We start from the raw sequence: 24314 nt of genomic DNA on the forward strand, positions 1-24314 counted from the left end.
CGCTTCCTCAGGACTTTTCGCCTCGCCTGACCTTCGCTCGACGACTTTTCGGACAGAAGCTAGGACCGCGGGGCGCGCCAAAAATGCGTTACCGGAAATGACAACGCCCGCGACGGGCGCGGGCGTTGTCGGCGGAGCGGAGCGCGGGATCAGGCCACGGTCTGGCCCTGCTTGAGGCTCTGCATGTCGATCACGAAGCGGTACTTCACATCGCTCTTGAGCATGCGCTCATAGGCTTCGTTGATGTCCTGGATGGCGATCTGCTCGATGTCCGAGACGATGCCGTGCTTGGCGCAGAAGTCCAGCATTTCCTGGGTCTCGCGGATGCCACCGATGAGCGAACCGGCCAGCTGGCGGCGCTTCATCACCAGGTTGAACACGCTGGGCGCCGGGTGCGGCTCGGCGGGTACGCCGACCAGGGTCATGGTGCCGTCCCACTTCAGCAGGGTGAGGAAGGCGTCCAGGTTGTGCGGCGCGGCCACGGTGTTGAGGATGAAGTCGAAGCTGTTCGCGTGCGCGGCCATCTCGTCTTCGTTCTTCGACACCACCACCTCGTCGGCGCCCAGGCGCAGGGCGTCGTCCTTCTTGCCTGCGCTGGTGGTGAAGAGCACCACGTGGGCACCCATGGCATGGGCGATCTTGACGCCCATGTGGCCGAGGCCACCCAGGCCGACGATGCCGACCTTCTTGCCCGGGCCAACCTTCCAGTGGGCCAGCGGCGAGTAGGTGGTGATGCCGGCGCACAGCAGCGGCGCCACGGCGGCCAGGTTCTCGGTGTGGCTCACCTTGAGCACGAACTTCTCGTTGACCACGATGTGGTCGGAGTAGCCGCCCTGGGTGTTTTCGCTGCCACCGTAGAGGTTGCCGTTGTAGGTGCCGGTGAAGCCGTTCTCGCAGTAGGACTCTTCACCGGCGTCACAGGGGGCGCAGTGCTGGCAGCTGTCGACCATGCAGCCGACGCCGACGGTGTCGCCGACCTTGAAGTTCTTCACGTGGGCACCGACCGCGGTCACCTTGCCGACGATCTCGTGACCGGGCACGGACGGGTACAGGGTGTTGTTCCACTCGTTGCGGGCAGTGTGCAGGTCGGAATGGCAGACGCCGCAGAAGAGGATGTCGATCTGCACGTCGTGGGCGCCGGGTTCGCGCCGCTCGAAGGAGAAGGGCGCCAGGGGCTGGTCGGCGGACTGGGCAGCGTAGCCTTGGGCTTGGCTCATGAGATACCTCATCTAGGTGGTGGAACTGAGTGGTGGAGCAGGGCGGCCAGGTTGGCCTGGCCCGGTGACAAACCGTCGATCCTGCTGAGCCAGAGCCGACGGCACCAATCGATCGTCTCGATAATCGTCATGCCGCCCATCGATGGAACTCAGGGGCGAGCGGGTGTACGAGGGTTTACGACCGGGGTGCTTGAGCGGATGTTCCCGTCCGTGGCGCGGCAGTCGGGGCCACTGGTCGAGCGGTCGTGGCTAGCGCGAAAGCTTCGGCGCCACCGTGGGCAGCAGGCGACTGGCCAGGTGCTCCAGCAGCAGCCGGACCCGCGGCAGACTCTCGCGACTGCGCGGCCACACCAGGTTGATCGGCGAGCCCTCGACGCCGTGCTCGGGCAGCACGTCCACCAGAGCGCCGCTGGCCAGGTGCGTGGCGATCAGCCAGGTCGGCAACTGGGCGATGCCATGCCCGGCCAGGGCGGCCAGCACCTCGCCTTCGCCATCCCCCACCACCAGGCGCGGCTGGAAGATCCAGCGTTCGCTGTCGCCCGGCTGTTCGCCGCGCAGCTGCCAGGGGCTGATCAGGCCATCGGCCTGGCGAAAGCCGATGCACTGGTGATCGACCAGCTCGGCCGGGGTCCGGGGGCGGCCATGCTGGGCGAGATAGGCCGGGGCGGCGCAGAAGACCTGGCGCTGGGTACCGAGGAAGCGATGCCCCAGGCTGGCCGGCCAGGCGTCGGAGCCGCCGATGCGCACCAGGATGTCGATGCCCTCGTGGACCGGATCGACGAAGCGATCCGACAGCGACAGATCCGGTTGCAACAGCGGATAGCGGTGCAGCAATTCCAGGATCAGCGGCAGCACATGCAGGCGGCCATAGGAGGCGGGCAGGTCGATGCGTACCCGACCGTGGGGCTCGCCGTCCTGGGCGGCCAGGCCCACTTCGGCCTGTTCCAGCTCGGCCAGCACCCCGGTGCAGGTGCGATAGAAGCGGGTGCCGGCTTCGGTCAGGCTCAGCCGGCGGGTGGTGCGCTGGAACAGCCGCACGCCCAGCCGGCTTTCCAGCCGGGCCACGCTCTTGCCGACGGCCGAACCGGTGAGATTGAGACGCTCGCCAGCCGCGGTGAAGCTGCCGAGATCGGCCACGGTGACGAAGACGTCGAGCCCCTTGAGGCGTTCGGAGGAATACAAGGCTGGCTCCCGATTGCGGAATCTAATTCCAGTTAAAAAGGAATTTATACCCAGGATACGCCGTTAATTCTCCAATAGGCTGGAATCAACCCTGAGACAAGGCACTCCCTTATCTACAGCGCCTGCGACCGCCGCAGGCCGTCTCCCATCCCTATCTGGAGGTTTCATGCGCAAGGGCACCGCTCTCATCGTCGGCGTGACCGGCATTTCCGGCTACAACCTGGCCAATACCCTGGTCGCCTCGGGCTGGACCGTCTACGGTCTGGCGCGCAAGCCGGTGGCGCAGGAAGGCGTCATCCCGGTCGCCGCCGATCTGCTTGACGCCGAGTCCACCCGCCAGGCGCTGGCCGGTCTGCCGATCAGCCATGTGTTCTTCTGCACCTGGACCCGTCGCCCCACCGAGAAGGAAAACGTCGAGGCCAATGGCGCCATGATGGACAACCTCTGCCAGGCCCTGGACGGCGCGCCGCTCGAGCACCTGGCCCTGGTGACCGGCACCAAGCACTACCTGGGTTCCTTCGAGGAATACGGCAGCGGCAAGGCCGAGACGCCCTTCCGCGAAAGCGAGCCGCGCCAGGCCGGCGCCAACTTTTACTACACCCTGGAAGATATCCTCTTCGCCGCCGCCGAGCGCCATGGCTTCGGCTGGAGCGTGCACCGCTCCCACAGCATGATCGGCCAGGCCAAGGGCACCAACGCCATGAACATGGGCCTGACCCTGGCGGTCTACGCCTCCCTGTGCAAGGCCACCGGCCAGCCCTTCGTCTTCCCCGGTTCCCGTACCCAGTGGGACGGCATCACCGACGTCACCGACGCCGGCCTGCTCGCCGAGCAACTGGAATGGGCCGCCCTGGCGCCGGCCGCGCGCAACCAGGCGTTCAACACCGTCAACGGCGACGTCTTCCGCTGGCGTTGGCTGTGGGGCGAGATCGCCGCCTTCTTCGACCTGGAGCCGGCGCCCTATCCCGAGCAGCCCATGCCGCTGGAAGCGCGGATGAAGGACGTGGCCCCGGCGCAGTGGCGCAAGCTCGCCGAGGAGCACGACCTGGTGGAAGCCGACGTCGACAAGCTGGCCTCCTGGTGGCACAGCGACGCCGACCTGGGCCGCGAGATCGAGTGCCTCAACGACATGACCAAGAGCCGCGACCTGGGCTTCTTCGGCTATCGCGACACCCGGGCGAGCTTTCTCGACCTCTTCACCCGGCTGCGGGCCCAGCGCCTGATTCCCTGAGCCGCTCTGGACCGCCGGTCCCCGTGAACGGGGGCGGCTGGCGGTTTTCAGAGGTTGCACGCGGGGCGCAGAATGCGAGCTCTTCTCGCAGGATGCGCCCCCATGCTCGACTCTCTCGTTGCCCTCGTTCCCGCCTTCAGCCCGCTGGACTGGCTTTTCATCGAAGCCATCGTGGTCCTGGCCTATCTGATCTTTGGCGTCGCCGGCTTCGGCAGCGCCCTGGTCGCCGGTCCCTTGCTTACCAGCTGGATGCCGCTGTCGCGCATCGTGCCCCTGCTGGTGATGCTGGATTTCCTCGCCTCCTTCCACAACTGGCTGCCGGATCGCCGCGCCATTGCCGGACGTGAACTCAGGCGCCTGCTGCCCATGCTGCTGCTGGGCGCGGCCCTGGGCACCTACCTGCTGATGCGCACCGATGCCCGGTTGCTGATGCTCTGGCTGGGGCTCTTCGTGGTGGCCTATTCCACCTACAGCCTGTTCAGTCCCAAGGGCTTTCGCCAACTGGCGCCGGCCTGGTCGATCCCGGCGGGCGGGGTAGGGGGCCTGTGCGGCGCCCTGTTCGGCAGTGGCGGCTTCCTCTATGCGCTCTATCTGAATGGCCGCCTGGAAGACAAGAACGCCATCCGCGGCACCCAGAGTTTCCTCATCGGCTGCAGCGCCTCCATCCGCATCGTCCTGCTGCTGATCGCCGGCGCCTACAGCGATGGCAGCCTGCTGCTCCTGGCGGTCTGCCTGCTGCCGGCCATGCTGCTCGGCGGCTGGATCGGCCGCCACCTGCAGCGCCGCCTGTCCCGCGAACGCTTCACCCGCCTGGTGACCTGGCTGGTGCTGGTGTCGGGCGTGACCCTGATCGGGCGGTATTTGGTGGGGTAACCAACGAGCCTACGGTGGTCCGCTATCAAGTTTGGCGTTGTGATGATCGCGGCCATGCCGGTGCGCCGTAGCGACCGCTCCTACAGTGACCGGTGACTCCGTAGGAGCGGCCCATGGCCGCGATGCTCTCAGACGCCGTAGCCTGGTAGGGTGGAACCGCGTAGCGTTTTCCACGCGACGCTGCCACCTCGGGAACTCCCAAGCCGATCCACCTCTCCGCTCTACAACACCCGTGGCGGAGATCCCCCATGCTCACCTCCATCCAGGCCGGCGTCCTGGACGTCGCCTACCAGGTCCAGGGCCCGGACGCCGGCCATCCGGTCTTGCTGCTGCATGGCTTTCCCTATGACATCCACGCCTACGCCGAGGTAGCCGATGAACTGGCCGCCGCTGGCTGCCGCGTCCATGTGCCCTTTCTGCGCGGTTATGGCGCGACCCGCTACCTGAGCGCCGACACCCCGCGCTCCGGCCAGCAGGCCGCCCTGGCCCATGACGTCCTGGCGCTGCTCGACGCCCTGGGCCTGGAGCGGGCGACCCTGGCCGGTTACGACTGGGGTGGTCGCGCTGCGGGTATCGTCGCCGCCCTCTGGCCCGAGCGGGTCGCAGGGCTGGTGCTGGGCGACGGCTATCCGATCCAGGACATCGCCCGCGCCGCGACCCAGCCTGCCGAACCGGCGGCGGAGCTGCGCTATTGGTACCAGTACTACTTCCATAGCGAGCGAGGTCGCGCCGGACTGGCGAAACATCGCCGCGAATTCTGTCGACTGCTCTGGTCGCTGTGGTCACCCAGCTGGCGCTTCAGCGACGCTACCTACGCGCTTACCGCCGCGGCCTTCGACAATCCCGATTTCGTCGATACCGTGATCCACTCCTATCGCCACCGCTACGGTCTGGCCCCGGACGATCCGGCCTATGCCGAGACCGAGCGCCGGCTCGCCGCTCAGCCACCCATCCGCGTGCCCACCACGGTATTGGCCGGTGCCGACGACGGGGTCACCGCGGTGCAGGGTGAAGCCGAGGTAGCGCAGCACTTCAGCGGACCCTTCCGCTACGAGGTGCTGCCCGGCTGCGGCCACAACATCCCCCAGGAAGCCCCCGCCGCCTTCGCCGCCGCGGTAAGGGAGCGCTTGCCATAGGTTGGGTTGAGACAGCTTCATCGTCGAAGTCCGACAGCGTTCAAGCCTGGACAATGTCGGGCTTCGCTGCGCTCAACCCAACCTACGAGGCGTGCGCCGCTTTTCCTCCCTCTCCCTCTGGGAGAGGGCTGGGGTGATACGGCTTCATCGTCGAAGCTCAACAGGGGCGGTAATGCCAAGACGGTGGAAAACGCTGTGCGGTTTTCCACCCTACAGAGCGCTGCGTAGGGTGGATAACGGCGCAGCCTTATCCACGCGATCCACGCGCCCCCAAGCCTACCGCCCCAGCACCTCCGGATTGGCCAGGCCGGTCGGTTCGCCGCTGAAGAAGCCCACCAGGTTGGCGAAGGCCTCGCCGAAATAGAGTTCGTAGCTGTGCTTTTCCACGTAGCCCAGGTGCGGGGTGCAGAGCACCTGGGGGTGGGCGAGCAGGGGATCGTCCGGCGCCACCGGTTCCTGCTCGAAGACATCCAGCGCCGCCTGGCCAGGGTGGCCCAATTCCAGCGCCGTGAGCAGGGCACCGGGTTCGATCAGGCCGGCGCGGGCGGTGTTGACCAGCAGGGCGCTCTTCTTCATCCGCGCCAGGTCCTCGGCGCGCACGCAGCCGCGGCTGCGCTCGCTGTATCTCAGATGCAGGCTGATGACATCGGCCTCGGCGAAAAAGGCCTCCTTGCTGGGCGCCGCGCGATGGCCGTCGGCTTCGGCGCGGGCGCGCGAGGCCTCGCTGCCCCAGACCAGCACCGGCATGCCGAAGGCCTGGCCGTAGCGCGCCAGGCGCTGGCCGATCTTGCCATAGCCCCAGATGCCGAGGATCTGCCCGTCCAGTCGTTCGCCCAGATTGACCTGCCAGCGCCCGGCATAGAGGGCGTCGATGGCCGGCTTGAGCTTGCGGCGGGCCATGAGGATCAGCGTCCAGGTCAACTCGGCGGTGGAGACCGGCGAGCCACTGCCTTCGCACACCGCCACGCCCTGGCGGGTGCAGGCGGCCACGTCGAGGTGGGCGGTGGCCTTGCCGGTTTGGCTGATCAGCTTGAGTCGCGGCAGGTGCGCCAGCAGCTCGGCGTCGATGCGGGTGCGCTCGCGGGTCAGCACCAGGGCATCGGCGTCACGGAAACGCTCCACCAGCACCCTGGGATCGCGTTCGGCGTCGTGATAGAGCGTCACCTGATGCCCGGCGCGCTGGAGCAGGGGATAGCAATCCAGGGTTTCGACGACGTGCTGGTAGTCGTCCGGGATGACGATATGCATGGCGAGCTCCGTTGTTGTTCTGGATCGCCAGTGGAGCACCTGCGGAGTCGTCCGACAAGATGGGGCGCAACGGTGGACGCAGCTGTGCCCTTGTCTACCCTACCGGTAGCCTGGAAAACCGCGCAGCGTTTTCCGGGACGAGCCCTAGTAGGGAATCACCAGCGGCGTACCCGCCAGGGGATTCTCGATCACCGCGCACTTGAGGCCGTACAGCGCCTCGATCAGCTCGGGGCTGACGATCTCCGCCGGCGGGCCCTCGGCGAGGATGCGGCCGGCGCGCAGGGCGATGATGTGGTCGGCGTAGCGACAGGCCTGGTTGAGGTCGTGCAGCACCGCCACCAGGGTGCGGCCGCCTTCGCGGTTGAGGCGGCAGAGCAACTCCATCAGCTCCACCTGGTGGGCGATGTCGAGAAAGGTGGTGGGCTCGTCGAGCAGCAGCAGCGGAGTCTCCTGGGCCAGTGCCAGGGCGATCCAGACACGCTGGCGCTGGCCGCCGGACAGGCTGTCCACCGCCCGCTCGGCCAGCTCCAGGGTGTTGGTGGCTTCCAGCGCGTGCTGCACCGCGCGCTCGTCAGCCTCCGTCCAGCCGGCGAAGGCCTGGCGATGGGGATGGCGCCCGCGCGCCACCAGGTCGCTGACCAGGATGTCGTCCGGCGCCACCGCGCTCTGCGGCAGCAGGCCGATGCGACGAGCCACCTCGCGGGTCGGCAGGTCCTGGATCAGCCGACCGTCCAGGCGTACCTCGCCGGCACTGGGACGGATCAGCCGCGCCAGGCTGCGCAGCAGAGTCGACTTGCCACAGCCGTTGGGGCCGATGATGACGGTGAAGCGCCCATCGGGCAGCCGCACATCGAGGTCGGCGCAGATCGGCTGGCCGCCATAACCGACGGTGAGACCGTGGGCGGCGAGGCGACTGGAAGGGGCGTCTTGGCTCATGAGGTCCGCCGCCATTCGCGGCTCAGCAAAAAGATCAGATAGAGGCCGCCCAGGGCGCCGGTCAGCAAGCCGACCGGAATCTGGAAGGGCGCCAGCAGCCGCTGGGCCAGCAGGTCGGCCAGGGCGGTGAGGCAGGCGCCGAGCAGGGCGGGGGCGAGGATGCCGAGATCGGCGCTGCGGGTCAGGCGCCGGGCCAGCTGGGGCGCCGCCAGGGCGACGAAGCCGATGGGACCGGCGGTGGCGATGGCCAGGGCGGCCAGGGCCACGGCAACCGCCAGCAGCAGATTCTGGCTGGGCAGCACGGCCAGGCCCAGGGCCCGGGCCAGGTCGTCGCCCAGCTCCAGCAGGCGCAACCGCCGCGCCAGCCAGGCGGCCAGCGGCAAGAGCAGCAGGCAGCCGGCGAGCAGGGTCAGGGTGCGACTCCAGGTCAGCATGTCCAGGCTGCCGAACAGCCAGAGCCGGGCCTCCTGGGCTTCGTCCAGCTCGGCGCGGGTCAGCAGGTATTCGTTGAGGGAGGCGAGCAGGGCGCTGACGGCGATGCCCAGCAGGATCATCCGCTCGCCGCGGATCCCCGCCAGGGCCGCGAGGCCCGCCACCAGTACCGCGGCCAGCAGCCCACCGCCGAGGGCGCCCAGCATCAGCGCCGCGCCGCCCAGTTGCAGCCAGAGCAGGGTGATCAGGGCGCCACTGGCCGAGCCGACGGTGAAGCCCACCAGGTCCGGACTGGCCAGGGGATTGCGCGCCAGGCGCTGGAAGATGGCGCCGCTGGCGCCCAGGGCCGCACCGACGCCAAAGGCCGCCAGCAGCCGCGGCAGGCGCAGATCCAGCAGGATCAGACTGGCCAGGGCATCGCCCCGGCCGAGCAGGGTGACCGCCACCCGGTGCGGCGCCGGGGCGAAGGCGCCGCCGGTGAGGGTCAGGGCGCAGATGCCGATGGCCGCCAGCAGGAGCAGCAGCAGGCAGGCCTTGAAGCGCGCCGAGCGGCGGGGGGCGAAGCGATGACGACTCAAGGGCGCACCCGCCGGGCGGAACGGATGATCAGCGCGAGCAGCACCGGGGTACCGAGCAGGGCGCAGACGATCCCGGCTTCCAGCTCGCCTGGCAGGGCCACGCGGCGGCCCAGGGTGTCGGCCAGCAACAGCAGATTGGCACCGGCCAGGGGCGCCAGGGCCAGGATCCAGCGCCAGTCGGCGCCCACCAGCAGGCGCAGGGCATGGGGCACCACCAGGCCGAGAAAGCCGATGGGTCCGGCCACCGCGGTGGCGGCGCCGCACAGCAGCACGATGGCGACGAAGGCCAGCAGCCGCAGTTGCCCCGGTCGGGCCCCCAGGGCGCGACCCAGGTCGTCGCCCAGGGCCAGGGCATTGAGACGGCTGCCCAGGGGCAGACCCAGCGCCAGGCCGATCAGCAGCAACGGCAGGATGCCGAGGGCGCCGCCCGGCGTCTGGCCGCTCAGGGCGCCCACCGCCCAGAAGCGGTAGCTGTCGAACACCGCGCTGTCGAACAGGGTGATGATGCCGGTGCAGGCGTTGAGGCTGGCGCTGAGGGCGATACCGGCCAGGATCAACCGTATGGGCTGACCACGGGCCGGGGCACTGCCACCGAGCAGATAGACCAGGCCGGCGGCCAGGGCCGCTCCCAGCAGGGCACAGGCCAGGCGCGTCGGGGCATCGTCCAGCCCCACCAGCGACAACCCGGCCACCACGGCGAAGGCCGCCCCGGCATTGATCCCCAGCAATCCGGGATCGGCCAGCGGATTGCGCGTCAGCGCCTGCATCAGTGCACCGGCCAGGCCCAGGGCCGCGCCCACCAGCAGCCCGAGCAGGGTGCGCGGCAGGCGCAGTTCCCAGAGCACCACGGCGTCGGTCGAGTCATCGGGCGCGACGAGCAGGTGCAGGATCTGCGCCGCCGACAGCGACCGCGCCCCTATGCCCAGACTCGCCACCACCGCCAGTGCCAGCACGATCAGCAGCAGGACCAGTACCAGGCCACCGCGGGTCGCGGATGCTCGTTGCGCCAGAGGCGCGGGGCGGGCTGGCGCGGTCATGTCATCCCCAGGGCGCCGGCGACCGTGCTGATCACCTGGCGCGCGGCGAGGGGGCCGGCGTTGAGATAGAAGGCGTCGGTGTCCACGCGGATGGCTCGGGATTGGCTCACCGCAGTGAGTCGAGGCCACAGCGGCTGTCGCGCCAGGCTGGCCAGGGCGGTGCCCTGCTCGGCATAGAACAGCCAGTCGGCGTCGGCCAGGTCCAGCAACTCGGCGCTGACATCCCGCGAGGTGCCCTTGAAGCGCTGCGCCGCCGGACGGGTCACGCCCATGGCTTGCAACAGGCCGCCGGCAAAGGAATCCGCGCCCATCAGGCGCAGTCGCGCGCCGCTGGAAAACAGCAGGGAGGCGGAGGGCGGCTGGGCGCCGAAGCGCTGCGCCAGACCGGCCAGGTCACTATCCAGGTCCGCCAGCAGTCGCCCGGCCTGCTGCCGGCGGCCCAGGGCATCGGCCAGCAGCAGGAAATCCGGTCGCCAGTTGCCGCCGGTACCGCGCGCCACCACCGTGGGGGCGATGCGCGAGAACAGCTCCAGCCCGCCGGCCTTGAGCACGGTGCGATTGAGTACGATCAGATCCGGCGCCAGGCGCGCCAGGGCTTCCAGATCCGGCGCCTGGCGACTGCCCAGATCGACCATGGCCTCCAGCTCCTGCGCGCGGCTGGCGAGGGCGGTGCGCAGATAGCCGGGCGCCAGTTCGCGATTGTCCACACGGGTGGTGCCCGCCGGGATCACGCCCAGGCTCAGGGCGGCGTCCAGCTGGCCGGTGGAGATCACGGCCACCCGCTGGGGTTGGCGCGGGATCAGGGTGCTGCCCACCACATGCTCCACCTGCCGCGGAAAGTCGCCATCGACGACCGCTGGCCGCGCGAACACCCGACCGGGCAGGCCGGCGAGCAGCGCGGTACCAGCGGCGAATTGCAGAAGGGAACGGCGATCGAGCATGACGGGGACTGGCTGAAGACGGAAAGAGGCCCGCCAGGCGGGCCGAGGCCCCGTGGCGGGGCGGCTAGGATAGAGCATCAGCACCTGGCTGACATCCGCTGTCCATTGCCTCTTTCTGGCTCAGGGCGATTTTCTTCGCCCGCTCTCGGCGGTGCTGTCGCCTCCATTGTTCCGAGCCGCCAGATCGCGGGAAAGCCACGGGACCCCAACGTCTGGGCAGGCAGGGATCCCGCGGCCGGGTGCCGGGCCCTAGCTGCCTATGCCGCGCGGACCGGCGGACACCGTACCGGCCACGTCCTGCAGATCCTGGATGCCCACCAGTTGGATCAGCGAATCGGCGGCGTCGATCTGACCGGTATCGCCCACGTTATGCAGAACGTAGGTGTCCGAGCCATAGTGAAAGACCGCGGCACGCTCGTTGTAGGCCATGGATTGCGCCACCTGTTGCAGTGCGCCGTACAGGCTGGTGGCGCCCTTCAGGGCCGCATCCTCCACCGTGGTGACCGCCTCGGGTTTCTGGATCGAAAAACCGAAGATGAGCTGGTCTTCACTGGCCTGGTAGTCGGTAATCGTTACGTGGTTGGCCGCCAGAGAGCGATTGGCGGCGGCGCTGCTGCTGCCATCGAAGTTGGCCAACGTACCGTTGCCCAGGGTGTCGACGATGAGGTAGTCCCGGCCTTCACCCAGGGTGATGGTAGCGCCGTGACCGTAGTTGCCCCTTACGGTGGCATTGTGCGCCGCGACGCCCTTTTCGATGGACAGGTCGATGGAGTCTCCACCCGCACCGGCGTTGATGACCATATCGGCCTGCTGGATGTAGGCCGAGATATCGTCCCCACCGGCACCCGTGTCTATCGTCAACGGCTTCACCCTGGAATTGCCGAGCGCGGCGACGCTGTCCAACTCCGCTGCGGCGATGGTGCTGACATAGAGAAAATCGCCCGCGCTACCGGTCGTTACCGTCTTGAGAAAGGCGCTCTCGCTACGGACGTCGGGGCCATCGGTTCTGTAGGCATTGGTCAGGTCGATGAACAGGCCGACGGTGGACTGGGAGCCGTCGAACGTCTGCAGCCCGTCGAAGTTGCTCAGGTCGACGTGAGACCACAGGTTGAGGTCATTGGTGGGCACATCGGTGAGGCTGACGGTCAGCTTGGCAATGCTCGAATCCAGCGAGGTGTCTCCCGGTGTGGTGCCGCGGGTATGGCCATCCAGGAGCGTTCGTTGCTCTTCGTAGTGACCGATGAGGCTCACTTCATTCAACGTCGAGCCTGCCGTGTAGTGCGGACCGTTGGCGTCGAAGGTCTTGGCGAAACCGACCTTGGCCGCGGCGGCATTGATGTCGAGGGTAAGGCGCGGCTGGTTCTGGAAAGCGTAGTAGCTGAAGCCGTCGAAGGTACCGGCCGGCGTGGCGGGTACGGCGGCCTGGGCTGCCCTGGCAAAGGTGGCGGATGGATTGGAGAGGGTCTGGTCAGCGTCTAGCGGATGTTGCTTGGCAGTCATGGCGTTCATCCTTGGTGAAAGTCAGGTTGAGCGCTCGCTGAACTTGCTCAGGGGAGCAAACGACTTGAACAAACGAACGTGGACTGGACAGTGCCTGCCTTTCCACGCCCCGTCAGTGAACCATGCCTCATTCGTTGGCGCTGAAGGACGGTGCCGGAAGAGGGGATCGTACCTTTCAGCCCTCGGCCGGTTTTCGCACGCTGAGGGCTAAGAGGTACGCGTATCCTTTAGATCAAAAGCTCACGCTGGCACTCAACCGCGCCGTCCGCGGCTCGCCCACCGCGACCTGCAGCGGGCTGTTGGCGCTCGATGGGTAGTACTGCTTGTCGAACAGGTTGTCGACGTTGAGCTGCAGGCGGGTCTGGTAGCCGGTCACCGGCAGGTCCCAGCGCAGGAAGGCGTCGGCCACGGTGTAGCTGCTCATGTAGAAGCTGTTGGCCGTATCGCCGGCCCGTTCGCCGACGTAGCGGGCGCCGCCGCCCAGACGCCAGTCGCCCAGGTTCGAACGCACTTGCAGGTGATGGGTCAGATACAGGCTTCCCATGTGCTCGGGTGCCTGGGTCAGACGATTACCCTCATTGCTGGGGTCATCCAGCACCTTGGTCTTGTTGTAGGCATAGGTGGCGATCATGTCCCAGCGCTCGGCCAGGCGACCGGTGAGATCCACCTCCACGCCTCGTGAGCCGACCTTGCCGGCGGCTTCGCCGATGCTTACGCCATTCACGCTAGTGGTGGTGACGACGTTCTTCTTCTCGATGTCGTAGAGCGCGACGTTCAGGTTCAGCCCCGGCGTCAGGTCGTACTTGGCGCCGACCTCGAAGCTGCGGCCTTCTTCGGGATCGAAGGTGGTACCGCGGTCGTCCACCGTGGTGTTGGGGACGAAGGAGCGGCTGTAGTTGCCGTACAGCGACAGGTCCTCGGTCGCCTTGAACACTAGTCCGGCCAGCGGCACCACGGCATGATCGCGCTTGTCCAGGTTGACCACATGGGTGTTGCCCAGGCCCTGAGCGGCGTACTGGTCGAATTGCTGATAGCGCCCGCCGAGCACCAGAATCCAGCGATCATTCAGGTGCCAGTTGTCCTTGAAGTAGAGGGACGTCGAATCCAGGTCGCTATCCTGATCGCTCTGGGCTGCGCTGAGCAGGCTGGGCGCCGCCAGGTTGCCGTACACCGGCGCGAAGATATTGATGTTGCGGCGGGAGCCCGTGTTGTTGCGGTAGGTCTTGCCGCGGTACTGACTGTTCTCTTCGTGGTCGATGCCCACCAGCAGCTCATGACGCTGGCCGAACAACTCCTGACTGCCGATGAAGTCCCAGCTGGTGTACTGGGTTTCATAGTCGTAGTTGGCGCCATTGGCAGTCCGCAGCAGGTTACCGTTGGCGGCCAGAGAGACCGGCTGGGCGAAGTCCAGGCTGTAGCGATCGTTGTTCCAGGCATAGATCAGCCGGGTCTTCCAGTCGTCGCTGAGCTGATACTCGAAACGGGCACTGGCGGTCTCGGTGATGCCGTCGCCCTTCGCCCATTTCTCGTCCAGTCGCTTGTTGTAGTCGACGCTGGCCGGATGGCCGTTGACGAACACGGTGCCGCGATCCACCGGGCCGCTGTAGTCGTTGTAGGAATAGGCCAGGGTCAGGCTGGCGCGCTCGCCGGTCCAGGACAGCGACGGCGCCACCAGGGTGTGCTGGCTGACGCCATAGTTGCGCCAATAGTCCTCGCTCTGGCGTTCGGTGACCAGCCGGTAGGCCAGGCCGGTATCGCCAATCGGGCCGGTGGTGTCCAGCCCCAGATTGCCGCCGCCTTCGCTGTAGGCCGAACCACTGAGCCGGGTGCGTTGCTGATATTGCGGCTGTTTGCTGACCACGTTGATCAGGCCGCCGGGCTCCAGGGCGCCATAGAGCAGAGAGGCGGGGCCCTTCAGGACTTCCACGCGCTCGGCGGTGGCATCGAAGTTGTGCGACAGGCTTGAGCGGACGCCATCGCGCAGGATGGAGCCATCGGCGTTGGTGCCGAAGCCGCGCTTGACGAAGCTGTCCTTGGTACCTGCGAGGGTATTGCTCTGGGTCACGCCGCTGATGAACTTCATGGCGTCATCCAGGCTGCGCACCTCGAAATCGCCAATGGTCTCGGGTGTTACCACCTGCACCGACTGCGCCTCTTCCTTGATCGGCACATCGCTCTTGCTCGCGGTCGAGGCCCGGGTCGCGCGATAGCCCTGGTCGGCCTCCGTCGCCGGGGCGGAAATGTCCATGGGGGCGAGGCTGGCGTTTTCCGCGGCCAGGAGGCCCGAACTGGTCGCCAGGGCCAGGGTGCTGAAGGCGAAGGGCGCAAAACGGCGAAGGGCTCTGGGCGGCGTGTTCAAGGGCGATCTCGAGAGGGGCGGGGAAAGTGGCGGCGATTCTATGTTGATAGTCATTCTCACGTAAATCGAATCCTCTTACCGTTGGTGTCCAGGTCCGTTGCCGCCCATCCCCAAGCGCAGGTATAATGTCGCGCTCCTAAATTTTCCCGCCCGGGAGCGCCCGCCATGCTGCGCATCAGCCAAGAAGCCCTGACGTTCGACGACGTTCTCCTCATCCCCGGCTATTCGGATGTCCTGCCGAAAGACGTCAGTCTCAAGACCCGCCTGACCCGTGGCATCGAGCTGAACATTCCCCTGGTGTCCGCCGCCATGGACACCGTGACCGAGTCCCGTCTGGCCATCGCCATGGCCCAGGAAGGCGGCATCGGCATCATCCACAAGAACATGACCGTCGAGCAGCAGGCCGCGGAAGTCCGCAAGGTCAAGCGCTTCGAGGCCGGCGTGGTGAAGGACCCCATCACCATCGACGCCGACGCCAGCGTGCGCGACCTGTTCGACCTGACCCGTATGCACAACATCTCCGGTGTTCCTGTGCTCTCCGGTCGTGACCTGGTCGGTATCGTCACCTCCCGCGACGTGCGCTTCGAGACCCGTCTCGACGTGCCGGTGCGCGAAGTCATGACCCCCAAGGATCGCCTGGTCACCGTGCGCGAAGGCGCCGACAAGCAGGAAGTCCGCGAGCTGCTGCACAAGCACCGCATCGAGAAGGTGCTGATCGTCGACGAAGCCTTCGCCCTCAAGGGCATGATGACCGTCAAGGACATCGAAAAGGCCAAGGCCTACCCCAACGCCAGCAAGGACGACGCCGGTAGCCTGCGCGTCGGCGCAGCCGTCGGTACCGGTGCCGAGACCCCCGAGCGCGTGGCCGCCCTGGTCGCCGCCGGCGTCGACGTCATCGTGGTCGACACCGCCCACGGTCACTCCAAGGGCGTGATCGAGCGCGTGCGCTGGGTCAAGGAGACCTACCCGCAAGTCCAGGTCATCGGCGGCAACATCGCCACCGCCGAAGCCGCCAAGGCCCTGGCTGACGCCGGCGCCGACGCGGTCAAGGTCGGCATCGGCCCGGGCTCCATCTGCACCACCCGCATCGTCGCCGGTGTCGGCGTGCCGCAGATCTCCGCCATCGCCAACGTCGCCGCCGCCCTCGAAGGCACCGGCGTCCCGCTGATCGCCGACGGCGGTATCCGCTTCTCCGGTGACCTGTCCAAGGCCATCGTCGCCGGTGGCTACTGCGTGATGATGGGCTCCATGTTCGCCGGTACCGAAGAGGCCCCGGGCGAGGTCGAGCTGTTCCAGGGCCGCTCCTACAAGTCCTACCGCGGCATGGGCTCCCTGGGCGCCATGTCCCAGACCCAGGGCTCCAGCGACCGCTACTTCCAGGATTCCGCCTCCGGCGCCGAGAAGCTGGTTCCCGAAGGCATCGAAGGCCGCGTCCCCTACAAGGGCCCGCTGGCGGCGATCATCCACCAGCTGATGGGCGGCCTGCGCGCCTCCATGGGCTACACCGGTTGCGCCACCGTCGAGCAGATGCGCACCAAGCCGCAGTTCGTGCGCATCACCGGCGCCGGCATGGCCGAATCCCACGTCCACGACGTGCAGATCACCAAGGAAGCGCCCAACTACCGCGTGGGCTGATTCCTAATTCAAGAGCCTGTTAAAAGCGCCGCGAGCTAGCGACAAACAAGGCGAAAATGGCTGAGGAAGCGGAGTTTACAAAGGGTAAATGAGCATTCCGAAGCCATTTTCAACGCGGTTTGGCCGACGCGCAGCGGACTTTTAACAGGCTCTTAGTTCTTACGTTGCGATTCGGGGCTGTCTCACAGCCCCGAATCGTCTGAACCTAGCGCTATCGAGACCTGGCCATGTCCCAAGACATCCACGCCCACCGCATCCTCATCCTCGACTTCGGCTCCCAGTACACCCAGCTCATCGCCCGCCGCGTGCGCGAACTGGGCGTCTATTGCGAGCTGCACCCCTTCGACATGGACGACGCCGACATCCGTGCCTTCGCTCCGCGCGGCATCATCCTCGCCGGTGGTCCCGAGTCGGTCCATGAGGCTGGCAGCCCCCGCGCACCCAAGGCGGTGTTCGACCTGGGCGTGCCCCTGTTCGGCATCTGCTACGGCATGCAGACCATGGCCGAGCAGCTCGGCGGCAAGGTCGAAGGCTCCAACATCCGTGAATTCGGCTACGCCAAGGTCGACGTGGTCGGCAAGAGCCGCCTGCTCGAAGGCATCGAAGACCACATCGACGACGACGGCGTGCTTGGCCTGGACGTCTGGATGAGCCATGGCGACAAGGTCGGCAAGCTGCCGGACGGCTTCCACATCGTCGCCAGCACCCCCAGCTGCGCCATCGCCGCCATGGGTGACGACGAGCGCGGCTGGTACGGCGTGCAGTTCCACCCCGAGGTGACCCACACCAAGCAGGGCGGGCGCATCCTCTCGCGCTTCCTCAAGGACATCTGCGGCTGCGAAGCCCTCTGGACCCCGGCCAACATCGTCGAGGACGCCATCGCCCAGGTGCGCGCCCAGGTCGGCAGCGCCAACGTGCTGCTGGGCCTCTCCGGCGGCGTCGACTCCTCCGTGGTCGCAGCCCTGCTGCACAAGGCCATCGGCGACCAGCTGACCTGCGTCTTCGTCGACAACGGCCTGCTGCGCCTGCACGAGGGTGACCAGGTGATGGCCATGTTCGCCGAGAACATGGGCGTCAAGGTGATCCGCTCCAACTCCGAGCAGCGCTTCCTGACCAACCTGGAAGGCGAAGCCGACCCGGAGAAGAAGCGCAAGATCATCGGCCGCACCTTCATCGACGTCTTCGACGCCGAAGCCAGCAAGCTCGACAACATCAAGTTCCTGGCCCAGGGCACCATCTATCCCGACGTCATCGAGTCGGCCGGCGCCAAGACCGGCAAGGCCCATGTCATCAAGTCCCACCACAACGTCGGGGGCCTGCCCGAGGAGATGAACCTCAAGCTGGTCGAGCCGTTGCGCGAACTGTTCAAGGACGAGGTGCGCAAGATCGGTCTGGAACTGGGCCTGCCCTACGACATGGTCTACCGCCACCCCTTCCCGGGTCCGGGCCTGGGCGTGCGCATCCTCGGCGAAGTGAAGAAGGAATACGCCGACCTGCTGCGTCGGGCCGACGACATCTTCATCACCGAACTGCGCAAGGCCGACTGGTACCACAAGGTCAGCCAGGCCTTCGTCGTCTTCCAGCCGGTGAAATCCGTCGGCGTGGTCGGCGACGGTCGTCGCTACGCCTGGGTCGTCGCCCTGCGCGCAGTGGAAACCATCGACTTCATGACCGCCCGCTGGGCCCATCTGCCCTACGAGCTGCTGGAAAAGGTCTCCAACCGCATCATCAACGAAATCGACGGCATCTCCCGCGTCACCTACGACGTCTCGAGCAAGCCGCCGGCGACGATTGAGTGGGAGTGATCCCGCGTCCGGCATAGGCCGGTAAGTCTCGCAGAGAAAACCAAAAGCCCGCGTAATTGCGGGCTTTTGGTTTTTTGATGAGGGTGAATCCTGGCAGTCTCCACGACTTGCGCCGCACGGCTAGCCTCTTTAGCACCCGTTGGGCTACAACCCTGACTGAATCAAGAAATGCCCAGTGCATCAGCAGAGGGGTATGGGCACCGTTTAAAAGAGGGTCGTGGCGGGATCAGCGTCGTGCGATGGGGCAGGATTAGGCAGCTGTGGTTGACGGATGGACGCTCAGGCAACCTGGGAGACTATTGGGTGGGTTGCGTGGTTGCCGTTCATTAAAACTAGTCGCTTGATGGGGGAATTGCTCCCCATCGGAACAATTTTCATAGCCGCTGACTAGCCGTTTGCATTTGCCATGACCGGCCGCACACACGGCTCAGGGACGAAAGCAATCATTCATGACTGACCGCTAACGACCCAAAGCAGACATTAACACTCATGACGTCGGTAAATCCGAAGCAGTGAATCGTGTCATGTTTCTTATGTCTGTTTTCTCCGGTTCCGCATGTCCAAAGGTGACACCAAATCGGCCAGATAGCTCTTTTCTGCCTTTGGGTGTCAATGAAAGTGCTCGGCTATCGAGGTCTTGGATAACCCATTTGCGGTTCAACACTGTCTGAAGCAAAGCTGCTCCAAGCGCACCGCCCAAATGAGGGCGCCGCATGCTCCAGTCCAGACACGAACAAGCGAACATGCGCCGCTGTGCCTTTACTTTCGCTATTTCGATATCCAAACCAACAATCGCTGCTTCGCCGCAATCAGTCAGTTGATATGCACGGTGATCAGCGTCAGCGCTGGTCAACCAACCTGACTCGATGAAGTGATCATGCAGACGCACTGCCAAGGTTCCGGCCATGTGGTCATAGCACGTACGCGCAAACTGCAATCGGTTAGGAGCGGTTGAAACAAACCTCGGGCTCACGGACTGGCCCACCACCATAAGGGCTTCAAGAGCTTGTGCCACTTGTATGTCCGCCAGACTGTAATAACGATGCCGTCCCTGCGTGTGCAGCTTGAGCAACCCGTCCTCTTTGAGTCTCGCCAAGTGCGCGCTTGCGGTGGACGTGCTTACGTCGGCGATGACGGCCATTTCGGTACTGGTTCGCGCGTGACCATCCATAAGCGAGCAAAGCATTTTCGTCCTCGCAGGTTCGGCAATAGCGCCGGCGATCCGTGAAAGGGCAAGCTCATTACCTCGGAAATCCATATTTCGTTCCTGAGCGAATCGTCAGCGTGGAAAGTAGCCGATAGTAACCGTTCTTTGTGAACCGGACTTGCAAATGACGCCGTTTGAAGCAGCCACCCATGATGATCCCTATGGTTACTACGCCCTCCTCAGGCAACAGAAAGCATTGTTCTTCGATGCAGATCTTGGTTTATGGATTGCAAGTGGGGTCGAAGCGGTCGAGGCCGTTCTGGAGAGCCCCGATTGTCGGGTGCGCCCCCTGCACGAGCCAATTCCTCCCGCCATTGCACAAGGCGCCGCCGGAGATGTTTTTGGTCGGTTGATGCGTATGAATGAAGGCGCTCGACATAGGTGCCCGAGGATGGTGATTGAGCCCGCACTAGCATCTATCGAGATGAAAGGTGTTGCCGACATGGTGGCACGTGTGGTCACGACCCTTGGTGATTCCCTCAAAACTACAGACGAATTGATGTTCACGTTGCCGGCTTGCGTGATTGCTTCGTTGATTGGGCTGCCATCTTCCCGCATGCAAGAAGTCGCAAAGCTGACACGCAATTTTGTGGCCTGCCTGTCGCCACTAAGTGATGAAGCGCAGATCAACGAAGCTCATTCTGGTGCGACGCAGTTAAGCCGAATATTCAGCGTGCTGCTGCGCGACGATAGAAGTGAAAGTCCTTTTTTGGCTCGCATCCGCAGCGAGAGCAAGGCCATTGAATGGGCAGACGAGGAAGCGCTGATTGCCAATCTGATCGGCTTGATGTCTCAGACCTGCGAAGCGACTGCAGGCTTGATTGGCAACACGCTTGTGGCGCTCCACCGAAATCCAGACCTGATTGGACACGGACAGCCTGCGCGGAGCCTCGTTGGAGACCTGGTGGCTGAGGTAGCGCGCTACGATTCGCCGGTGCAAAACACCCGGCGATTCGTTGCAAAGCGGTGCACTGTTGGCGATACCATCCTGGAGGCGGGTGATACTGTTCTGGTGTTATTCGCTTCAGCAAACCGGGATCCCGGCCTGAACCCAGACCCCGATAGCTTCTTGCTCAAGCGAAGCCACAGACGAGCCTTCAGCTTCGGCTTAGGGCGACATGAATGCCCAGGTCAGCAACTGGCGTTGACGATTGCCTCTGAAGCGATATTGGAGTGGTTGCAACGTCAGCCTTCTTCCGCTGTTCGATTGGATCGATGGAGCTATTTGCCGTCGCTGAATGGGCGCATTCCTAAATTTTATCTCGCCGAGGAGGCCCGGTGATGATCGCTGTTATTTTTGAAGCCTGGCCACGCGAAGGGCAATACCAGCGTTACCTTGACCTCGCCGCTGAACTGAAACCATTACTGGCCGAATTGGATGGCTTCATCTCCGTAGAGCGTTTCCAAAGCCTGAGTGAGCCAGAAAAAGTACTATCACTGTCATTTTGGCGTGACGAAGAAGCTGTTCAACGATGGCGCGGCCTTGAGTTGCATCGTGCGGCCCAATCAGCAGGCCGCGAGCAGGTTTTCAACGACTACCATCTGCGAATTGCCCACGTGGTACGAGACTACAGTCTTGAAGACCGGACCCAAGCGCCGCGCGATAGTAGGAAAGCTCATACCTGATCGTTTCCATTCCGCAAACCGTGCAACGCAAACGGGTGATGTGCTGAGTTCAAAGGGGCTACACCGTTTGCTTTTTGGCCCTATTTTCATGGCGGGAAGTGTCTGCACCTGGCCGCTAGTGGCCCTACGACAACGGCAGCTTTGGGTCGGTAGCGGTCGCTAGTTTACGTTCGCTTTTTGCCGCCAGCAGCCACGGAATGATCACATCACGGTACTCATGTTCTAGGCCCGGCGGGCGGAGCGTGTTGCGTAATCGGTATGTCTCCGTCGGCTTTTCGCCGGCTACAGGACTGAAAGGTTAAGCCCATACTCATCGGCCTAACCTAAACTTCTTCAAGCTTCTGAATGAAGTGGCATGAGTGCCTGCGTAAACCCGAGCGGGGGCAAGGTATTCCGGGATTACGGTTGTGAACGGACTCGGCTAAGCCAGAGGTCACTGCTTGGATAAGAGCTCTTATCGCACCTGATACCCCCTACGAGTCAAACCGCCAACACCTCAGCCAAATGCTCTCCCTCCAACCAACCCCTAATCTCACTCGCCCTCATAGGCTTGGCGAACAGATATCCCTGCGCCCTTGTACAGCCTAGATTCTTCAGCGCACCCAGTTCTGTAACCGTCTCCACCCCTTCCACAATGCATTCCAGCTGCATGTCCTGGCACAGGGCGATCAGGGATTTGACGATCTTGAAGCTGGCCGGGTCGAGGTGGAGGTCTGTGACGAAGGTGCGGTCCACCTTGAGTTTGGTCAGCGGCAGTGCGTGGATCTGGCTCAGGCTGGAATAGCCGGTGCCGAAGTCGTCGAGGGAGATGCCGCAGCCCAGTTCGCGGAAGCGGCTGATGGCGCGCTGGGTCTGGGGTAGGTCCTGGATGGCGGCGGTTTCGGTGATTTCCAGGTCGAGGCAGGCCGGGTCGAACGGGCTGTGCTTGATCAGTTCGACGATCTGCTGGGCGGCTTCCTCGGAGGCACAGTCGTGGGCGGAGAGGTTGAAGGCCAGGCGGATGCCGGCGGGCCAGCGCGCGGCCGCGTTCAGGGCCTTGTTCAGCAGCGGCAGGGTAAGTCTATTGACCATGCCGACGCGCTCGGCGGTGGCGATGAAATCACCCGGCGGAACGTTGCCCAGCTCAGGGCTTTCCCAGCGGGCGAGGGCCTCGAAGGCCACGGTTTGCTTGCTGCGGATGTCCACGATGGGCTGGAAGACCATGTAGAACTCGCGCTCCAGGTCGGCCCGGCGCAGGGCCTGTTCGGTCAGGCCTTCGCGATTGAGTTGCTGGCGATGGGCGGTGCTGAACAGGCAGGCCGTGCCGGGACGGTGGCGCTTGCTCTGGTACAGGGCGTAGTCGGCGTATTCATAGACGTCCGTGGCGGAAAAGGCCTGGTCGGGAAAGGTGGCAAGGCCCAGCGAGCCACTGATCTGGATGGGCAGGTCCACCAGCAGGAAGGGCTCGCGCAGGCTGGCGCAGACCCTTTCGCCAAACGCCCGCAGCTGCTCATCGCTCAAGACCCCGGTGATGATCAGGCTGAATTCGTCGCCGCCCAGGCGGGCCAGGTGGACGTCTTCGCCCAGCAGCGCGCTCAGGCGCTGGCCGACCTGATGGAGCAGTCGGTCGCCCACGCTATGACCATAGAGATCGTTGACCGGCTTGAAGCCGTCCAGGTCGATCAGGCCCACGGCCAGGCGGGTCCCCTGGGCGCGCGCGTCGGCCAGCAGCGTATCAAGGCGGGAGAAGAATTGCCGCCGATTGGCGAGGCCGGTCAGGCTGTCCTGGTTGGCCAGCTTGAGATTTTCCTCGCTGAGTTTCGCCGTCTGCGCCTGCATGTTCACCAGGCGGGTGAAGTCGCCGTACTGCGCCTTGAGGATGACCAGCATGGCGATGGACACCAGCAGGACGTCGATCGCCGTGGCCACGAAGGTGCTGATGGTGGTGGAGGCGAAGAACACCACGAAGGCGGTGTTGACCACGGCGGTGGTGGCCAGGGCCGCGGGCAGCAGGTGCATCATGCAGAAGATGCAGCCGATCACGGTGATCGCCATGTAGAAGCCCACATGCGCCTGGGTGTAGCTGTCGCCATAGGGAAACAGCGCCAGCGCCCAGGCGGTGAAGGCCGAGGCCACGAAGGGCGCCAGCCGGTTGGTGCGCTTCAGGGCCGTGAGCATCTGCGTCGGACTGCGCGGCTGGTTGCGTGTGCGGAACCACTCGGCCGCGCGGATCACGCCGAACAGTGTCATGACCAGCGGGCAGTAGAGCACCAGCCAGCGTGGCGCCACGGCATAGTGGGTGCCGGCCAGCATCAGGGTGTTGGTCAGCAAGATGAAGTACATCATCGGCAGCTGGCGCGACAGCGCAAGGTATTGCGCCTTGACCAGGCCAGGATTGTCCTTGGGCACGGACATCAGGGCGCGCACGCCGAGCAGGAGTCTCTTCATCGGGCAGGGCTCTGAAAATACGACCAGGTAATAGCTTGCACGGAATATCCTTTCCAGCCTGGGCGGCGCAGGGCTAAGGCTACGCTCATGAGAGGCTGTCGGCTGGCGCCAGGAATTCTGCAATCTTTACGACTAGTGGCACCTGGGCAGCAGAGCGGGGGCGCCGCGCGGAAAACTGCCGTGCGCAGGCGTTGGCGGGGCGCAGTAAAAAGCCCGCCAGTTGGCGGGCTTTTTCAGGTGCGCAGTTCCTAACCCAGCTTGGTCAGCAAGGCGTCTGCCGCGGCTTCCGAGCTGGCCGGATTCTGGCCGGTGACCAGGTTGCCGTCCTCGACCACGAACTCGCCCCAGTCCGGGCCCTTCTCGTAGCGGGCGCCGAGCTTCTTGAGTTCGTCTTCCACCAGGAAGGGCACCACGTCGGTGAGTTGCACGCCGGCTTCTTCGCTGTTGGTGAAGCCGGTGACGGTACGGCCCTTGACCAGCGGGGTGCCATCGGCGGCCTTGACGTGACGCAGCACGCCGGGGGCGTGGCAGACCAGCCCGAAGGGCTTGTTGGCCTGGGCGAAGGCTTCGAGCAGGGCGATGGAGTCGCGGGATTCGGCGAGGTCCCAGAGCGGGCCGTGGCCGCCGGGATAGAAGACGCTGTCGTAGTCCTCGGCCTGCACCTCGGCGAGCTTGACGGTGCTGGCCAGGGCCTGCTGCGCCTCGGGATCGTTCTTGAAGCGTTCGGTGGACTCGGTCTGGGCGTCGGCGGCGTCGCTCTTGGGGTCCAGCGGCGGTTGGCCGCCGGCGGGGGAGGCCAGGGTGATCTCGGCTCCGGCGTCCTTGAAGACGTAGTAGGGAGCAGCGAATTCCTCCAGCCAGAAGCCGGTTTTCTTGCCGGTGTCGCCGAGCTGGTCATGGGAGGTCAGGACCATCAGGATCTTCATCTCGGTTTCCTCTTGCAC

19 protein-coding genes are annotated in these 24314 nt (G+C 65.1%); 7 read left to right on the forward strand and 12 right to left on the reverse strand.

Going from position 1 to position 24314, the window contains the following annotated elements:
* Positions 1 to 149: 149 nt before the first annotated feature.
* The gene (locus QKY98_RS16080; RefSeq protein WP_284671240.1) at positions 150 to 1217 is read right to left on the reverse strand and encodes an NAD(P)-dependent alcohol dehydrogenase; all 1068 of its coding nucleotides are present in this window, start codon (positions 1215 to 1217) and stop codon (positions 150 to 152) included.
* Between the two features lie 249 nt (positions 1218 to 1466).
* The gene (locus QKY98_RS16085; RefSeq protein ID WP_027598304.1) at positions 1467 to 2399 is read right to left on the reverse strand and encodes a LysR family transcriptional regulator; all 933 of its coding nucleotides are present in this window, start codon (positions 2397 to 2399) and stop codon (positions 1467 to 1469) included.
* Between the two features lie 166 nt (positions 2400 to 2565).
* Between QKY98_RS16085 and QKY98_RS16090 the strand changes: the two genes are divergently transcribed.
* The 3 genes from QKY98_RS16090 (at position 2566) to QKY98_RS16100 (ending at position 5639) form a co-directional block, all read left to right on the forward strand.
* On the forward strand, positions 2566 to 3630 hold the full coding sequence (locus tag QKY98_RS16090) for an SDR family oxidoreductase (protein WP_007160663.1): 1065 nt from the start codon (positions 2566 to 2568) through the stop codon (positions 3628 to 3630).
* 102 nt (positions 3631 to 3732) lie between these two features.
* Positions 3733 to 4503, forward strand: a complete 771-nt coding sequence (locus tag QKY98_RS16095) for a sulfite exporter TauE/SafE family protein (RefSeq protein ID WP_284671241.1) — start codon at positions 3733 to 3735, stop codon at positions 4501 to 4503.
* A gap of 248 nt (positions 4504 to 4751) precedes the next feature.
* Positions 4752 to 5639: an alpha/beta fold hydrolase gene (locus tag QKY98_RS16100; protein ID WP_284671242.1), complete on the forward strand. Its 888-nt coding sequence runs from the start codon at positions 4752 to 4754 to the stop codon at positions 5637 to 5639.
* 276 nt (positions 5640 to 5915) lie between these two features.
* On the opposite strand, the gene QKY98_RS16105 is transcribed toward QKY98_RS16100, so the two are convergent.
* From QKY98_RS16105 to QKY98_RS16135, 7 genes are all read right to left on the reverse strand, one after another.
* Positions 5916 to 6887, reverse strand: coding sequence for a D-2-hydroxyacid dehydrogenase family protein (locus QKY98_RS16105; RefSeq protein WP_108582276.1), 972 nt, complete (start codon positions 6885 to 6887; stop codon positions 5916 to 5918).
* Between the two features lie 144 nt (positions 6888 to 7031).
* Entirely contained in the window at positions 7032 to 7838 is an 807-nt protein-coding gene (locus QKY98_RS16110) for an ABC transporter ATP-binding protein (RefSeq protein ID WP_284671243.1), read from the reverse strand.
* Entirely contained in the window at positions 7820 to 8833 is a 1014-nt protein-coding gene (locus QKY98_RS16115) for a FecCD family ABC transporter permease (protein ID WP_027598299.1), read from the reverse strand. Before QKY98_RS16115 ends, QKY98_RS16110 begins: the two co-directional genes overlap by 19 nt.
* Entirely contained in the window at positions 8830 to 9870 is a 1041-nt protein-coding gene (locus tag QKY98_RS16120) for a FecCD family ABC transporter permease (protein WP_284671244.1), read from the reverse strand. Before QKY98_RS16120 ends, QKY98_RS16115 begins: the two co-directional genes overlap by 4 nt.
* Positions 9867 to 10811 (reverse strand): ABC transporter substrate-binding protein, encoded by a 945-nt coding sequence (locus QKY98_RS16125; RefSeq protein WP_284671245.1) that lies wholly within the window; start codon positions 10809 to 10811, stop codon positions 9867 to 9869. Before QKY98_RS16125 ends, QKY98_RS16120 begins: the two co-directional genes overlap by 4 nt.
* Positions 10812 to 11060: 249 nt before the next feature.
* Positions 11061 to 12311: a hypothetical protein gene (locus tag QKY98_RS16130; protein WP_284671246.1), complete on the reverse strand. Its 1251-nt coding sequence runs from the start codon at positions 12309 to 12311 to the stop codon at positions 11061 to 11063.
* Positions 12312 to 12543: 232 nt separating this feature from the next.
* Entirely contained in the window at positions 12544 to 14670 is a 2127-nt protein-coding gene (locus QKY98_RS16135) for a TonB-dependent siderophore receptor (protein ID WP_284671247.1), read from the reverse strand.
* Positions 14671 to 14835: 165 nt separating this feature from the next.
* On the opposite strand from QKY98_RS16135, the gene guaB reads away from it, so the two are divergent.
* On the forward strand, positions 14836 to 16305 hold the full coding sequence (gene guaB / locus QKY98_RS16140) for an IMP dehydrogenase (protein ID WP_007160653.1): 1470 nt from the start codon (positions 14836 to 14838) through the stop codon (positions 16303 to 16305).
* 227 nt (positions 16306 to 16532) lie between these two features.
* On the forward strand, positions 16533 to 18110 hold the full coding sequence (gene guaA, locus QKY98_RS16145; RefSeq protein ID WP_027598294.1) for a glutamine-hydrolyzing GMP synthase: 1578 nt from the start codon (positions 16533 to 16535) through the stop codon (positions 18108 to 18110).
* A gap of 487 nt (positions 18111 to 18597) precedes the next feature.
* Here guaA and QKY98_RS16150 read toward each other — a convergent pair whose 3' ends face one another.
* Complete coding sequence (locus QKY98_RS16150) at positions 18598 to 19368, reverse strand: ArsR/SmtB family transcription factor (protein WP_284671248.1); 771 nt, start codon at positions 19366 to 19368, stop codon at positions 18598 to 18600.
* Positions 19369 to 19441: 73 nt separating this feature from the next.
* On the opposite strand from QKY98_RS16150, the gene QKY98_RS16155 reads away from it, so the two are divergent.
* Together QKY98_RS16155 and QKY98_RS16160 are read left to right on the forward strand one after the other, a co-directional pair.
* Positions 19442 to 20599 (forward strand): cytochrome P450, encoded by a 1158-nt coding sequence (locus QKY98_RS16155; protein ID WP_284671249.1) that lies wholly within the window; start codon positions 19442 to 19444, stop codon positions 20597 to 20599.
* Complete coding sequence (locus QKY98_RS16160; protein ID WP_081320917.1) at positions 20599 to 20943, forward strand: antibiotic biosynthesis monooxygenase family protein; 345 nt, start codon at positions 20599 to 20601, stop codon at positions 20941 to 20943. The genes QKY98_RS16155 and QKY98_RS16160 overlap by 1 nt, the downstream gene beginning before the upstream one ends.
* Positions 20944 to 21423: 480 nt before the next feature.
* Here QKY98_RS16160 and QKY98_RS16165 read toward each other — a convergent pair whose 3' ends face one another.
* Both QKY98_RS16165 and QKY98_RS16170 read right to left on the reverse strand, forming a co-directional pair.
* A complete protein-coding gene (locus QKY98_RS16165) occupies positions 21424 to 23370 on the reverse strand; it encodes a putative bifunctional diguanylate cyclase/phosphodiesterase (protein ID WP_284671250.1) in 1947 nt (648 codons plus the stop codon).
* Positions 23371 to 23618: 248 nt separating this feature from the next.
* Entirely contained in the window at positions 23619 to 24296 is a 678-nt protein-coding gene (locus QKY98_RS16170; RefSeq protein ID WP_077172314.1) for a type 1 glutamine amidotransferase domain-containing protein, read from the reverse strand.
* Between the last annotated feature and the right edge of the window lie 18 nt (positions 24297 to 24314).

Source organism: Pseudomonas sp. HR1, from assembly GCF_030175875.1.
In the GTDB taxonomy this organism is placed as follows: Bacteria; Pseudomonadota; Gammaproteobacteria; order Pseudomonadales; family Pseudomonadaceae; genus Chryseomonas; species Chryseomonas oryzihabitans.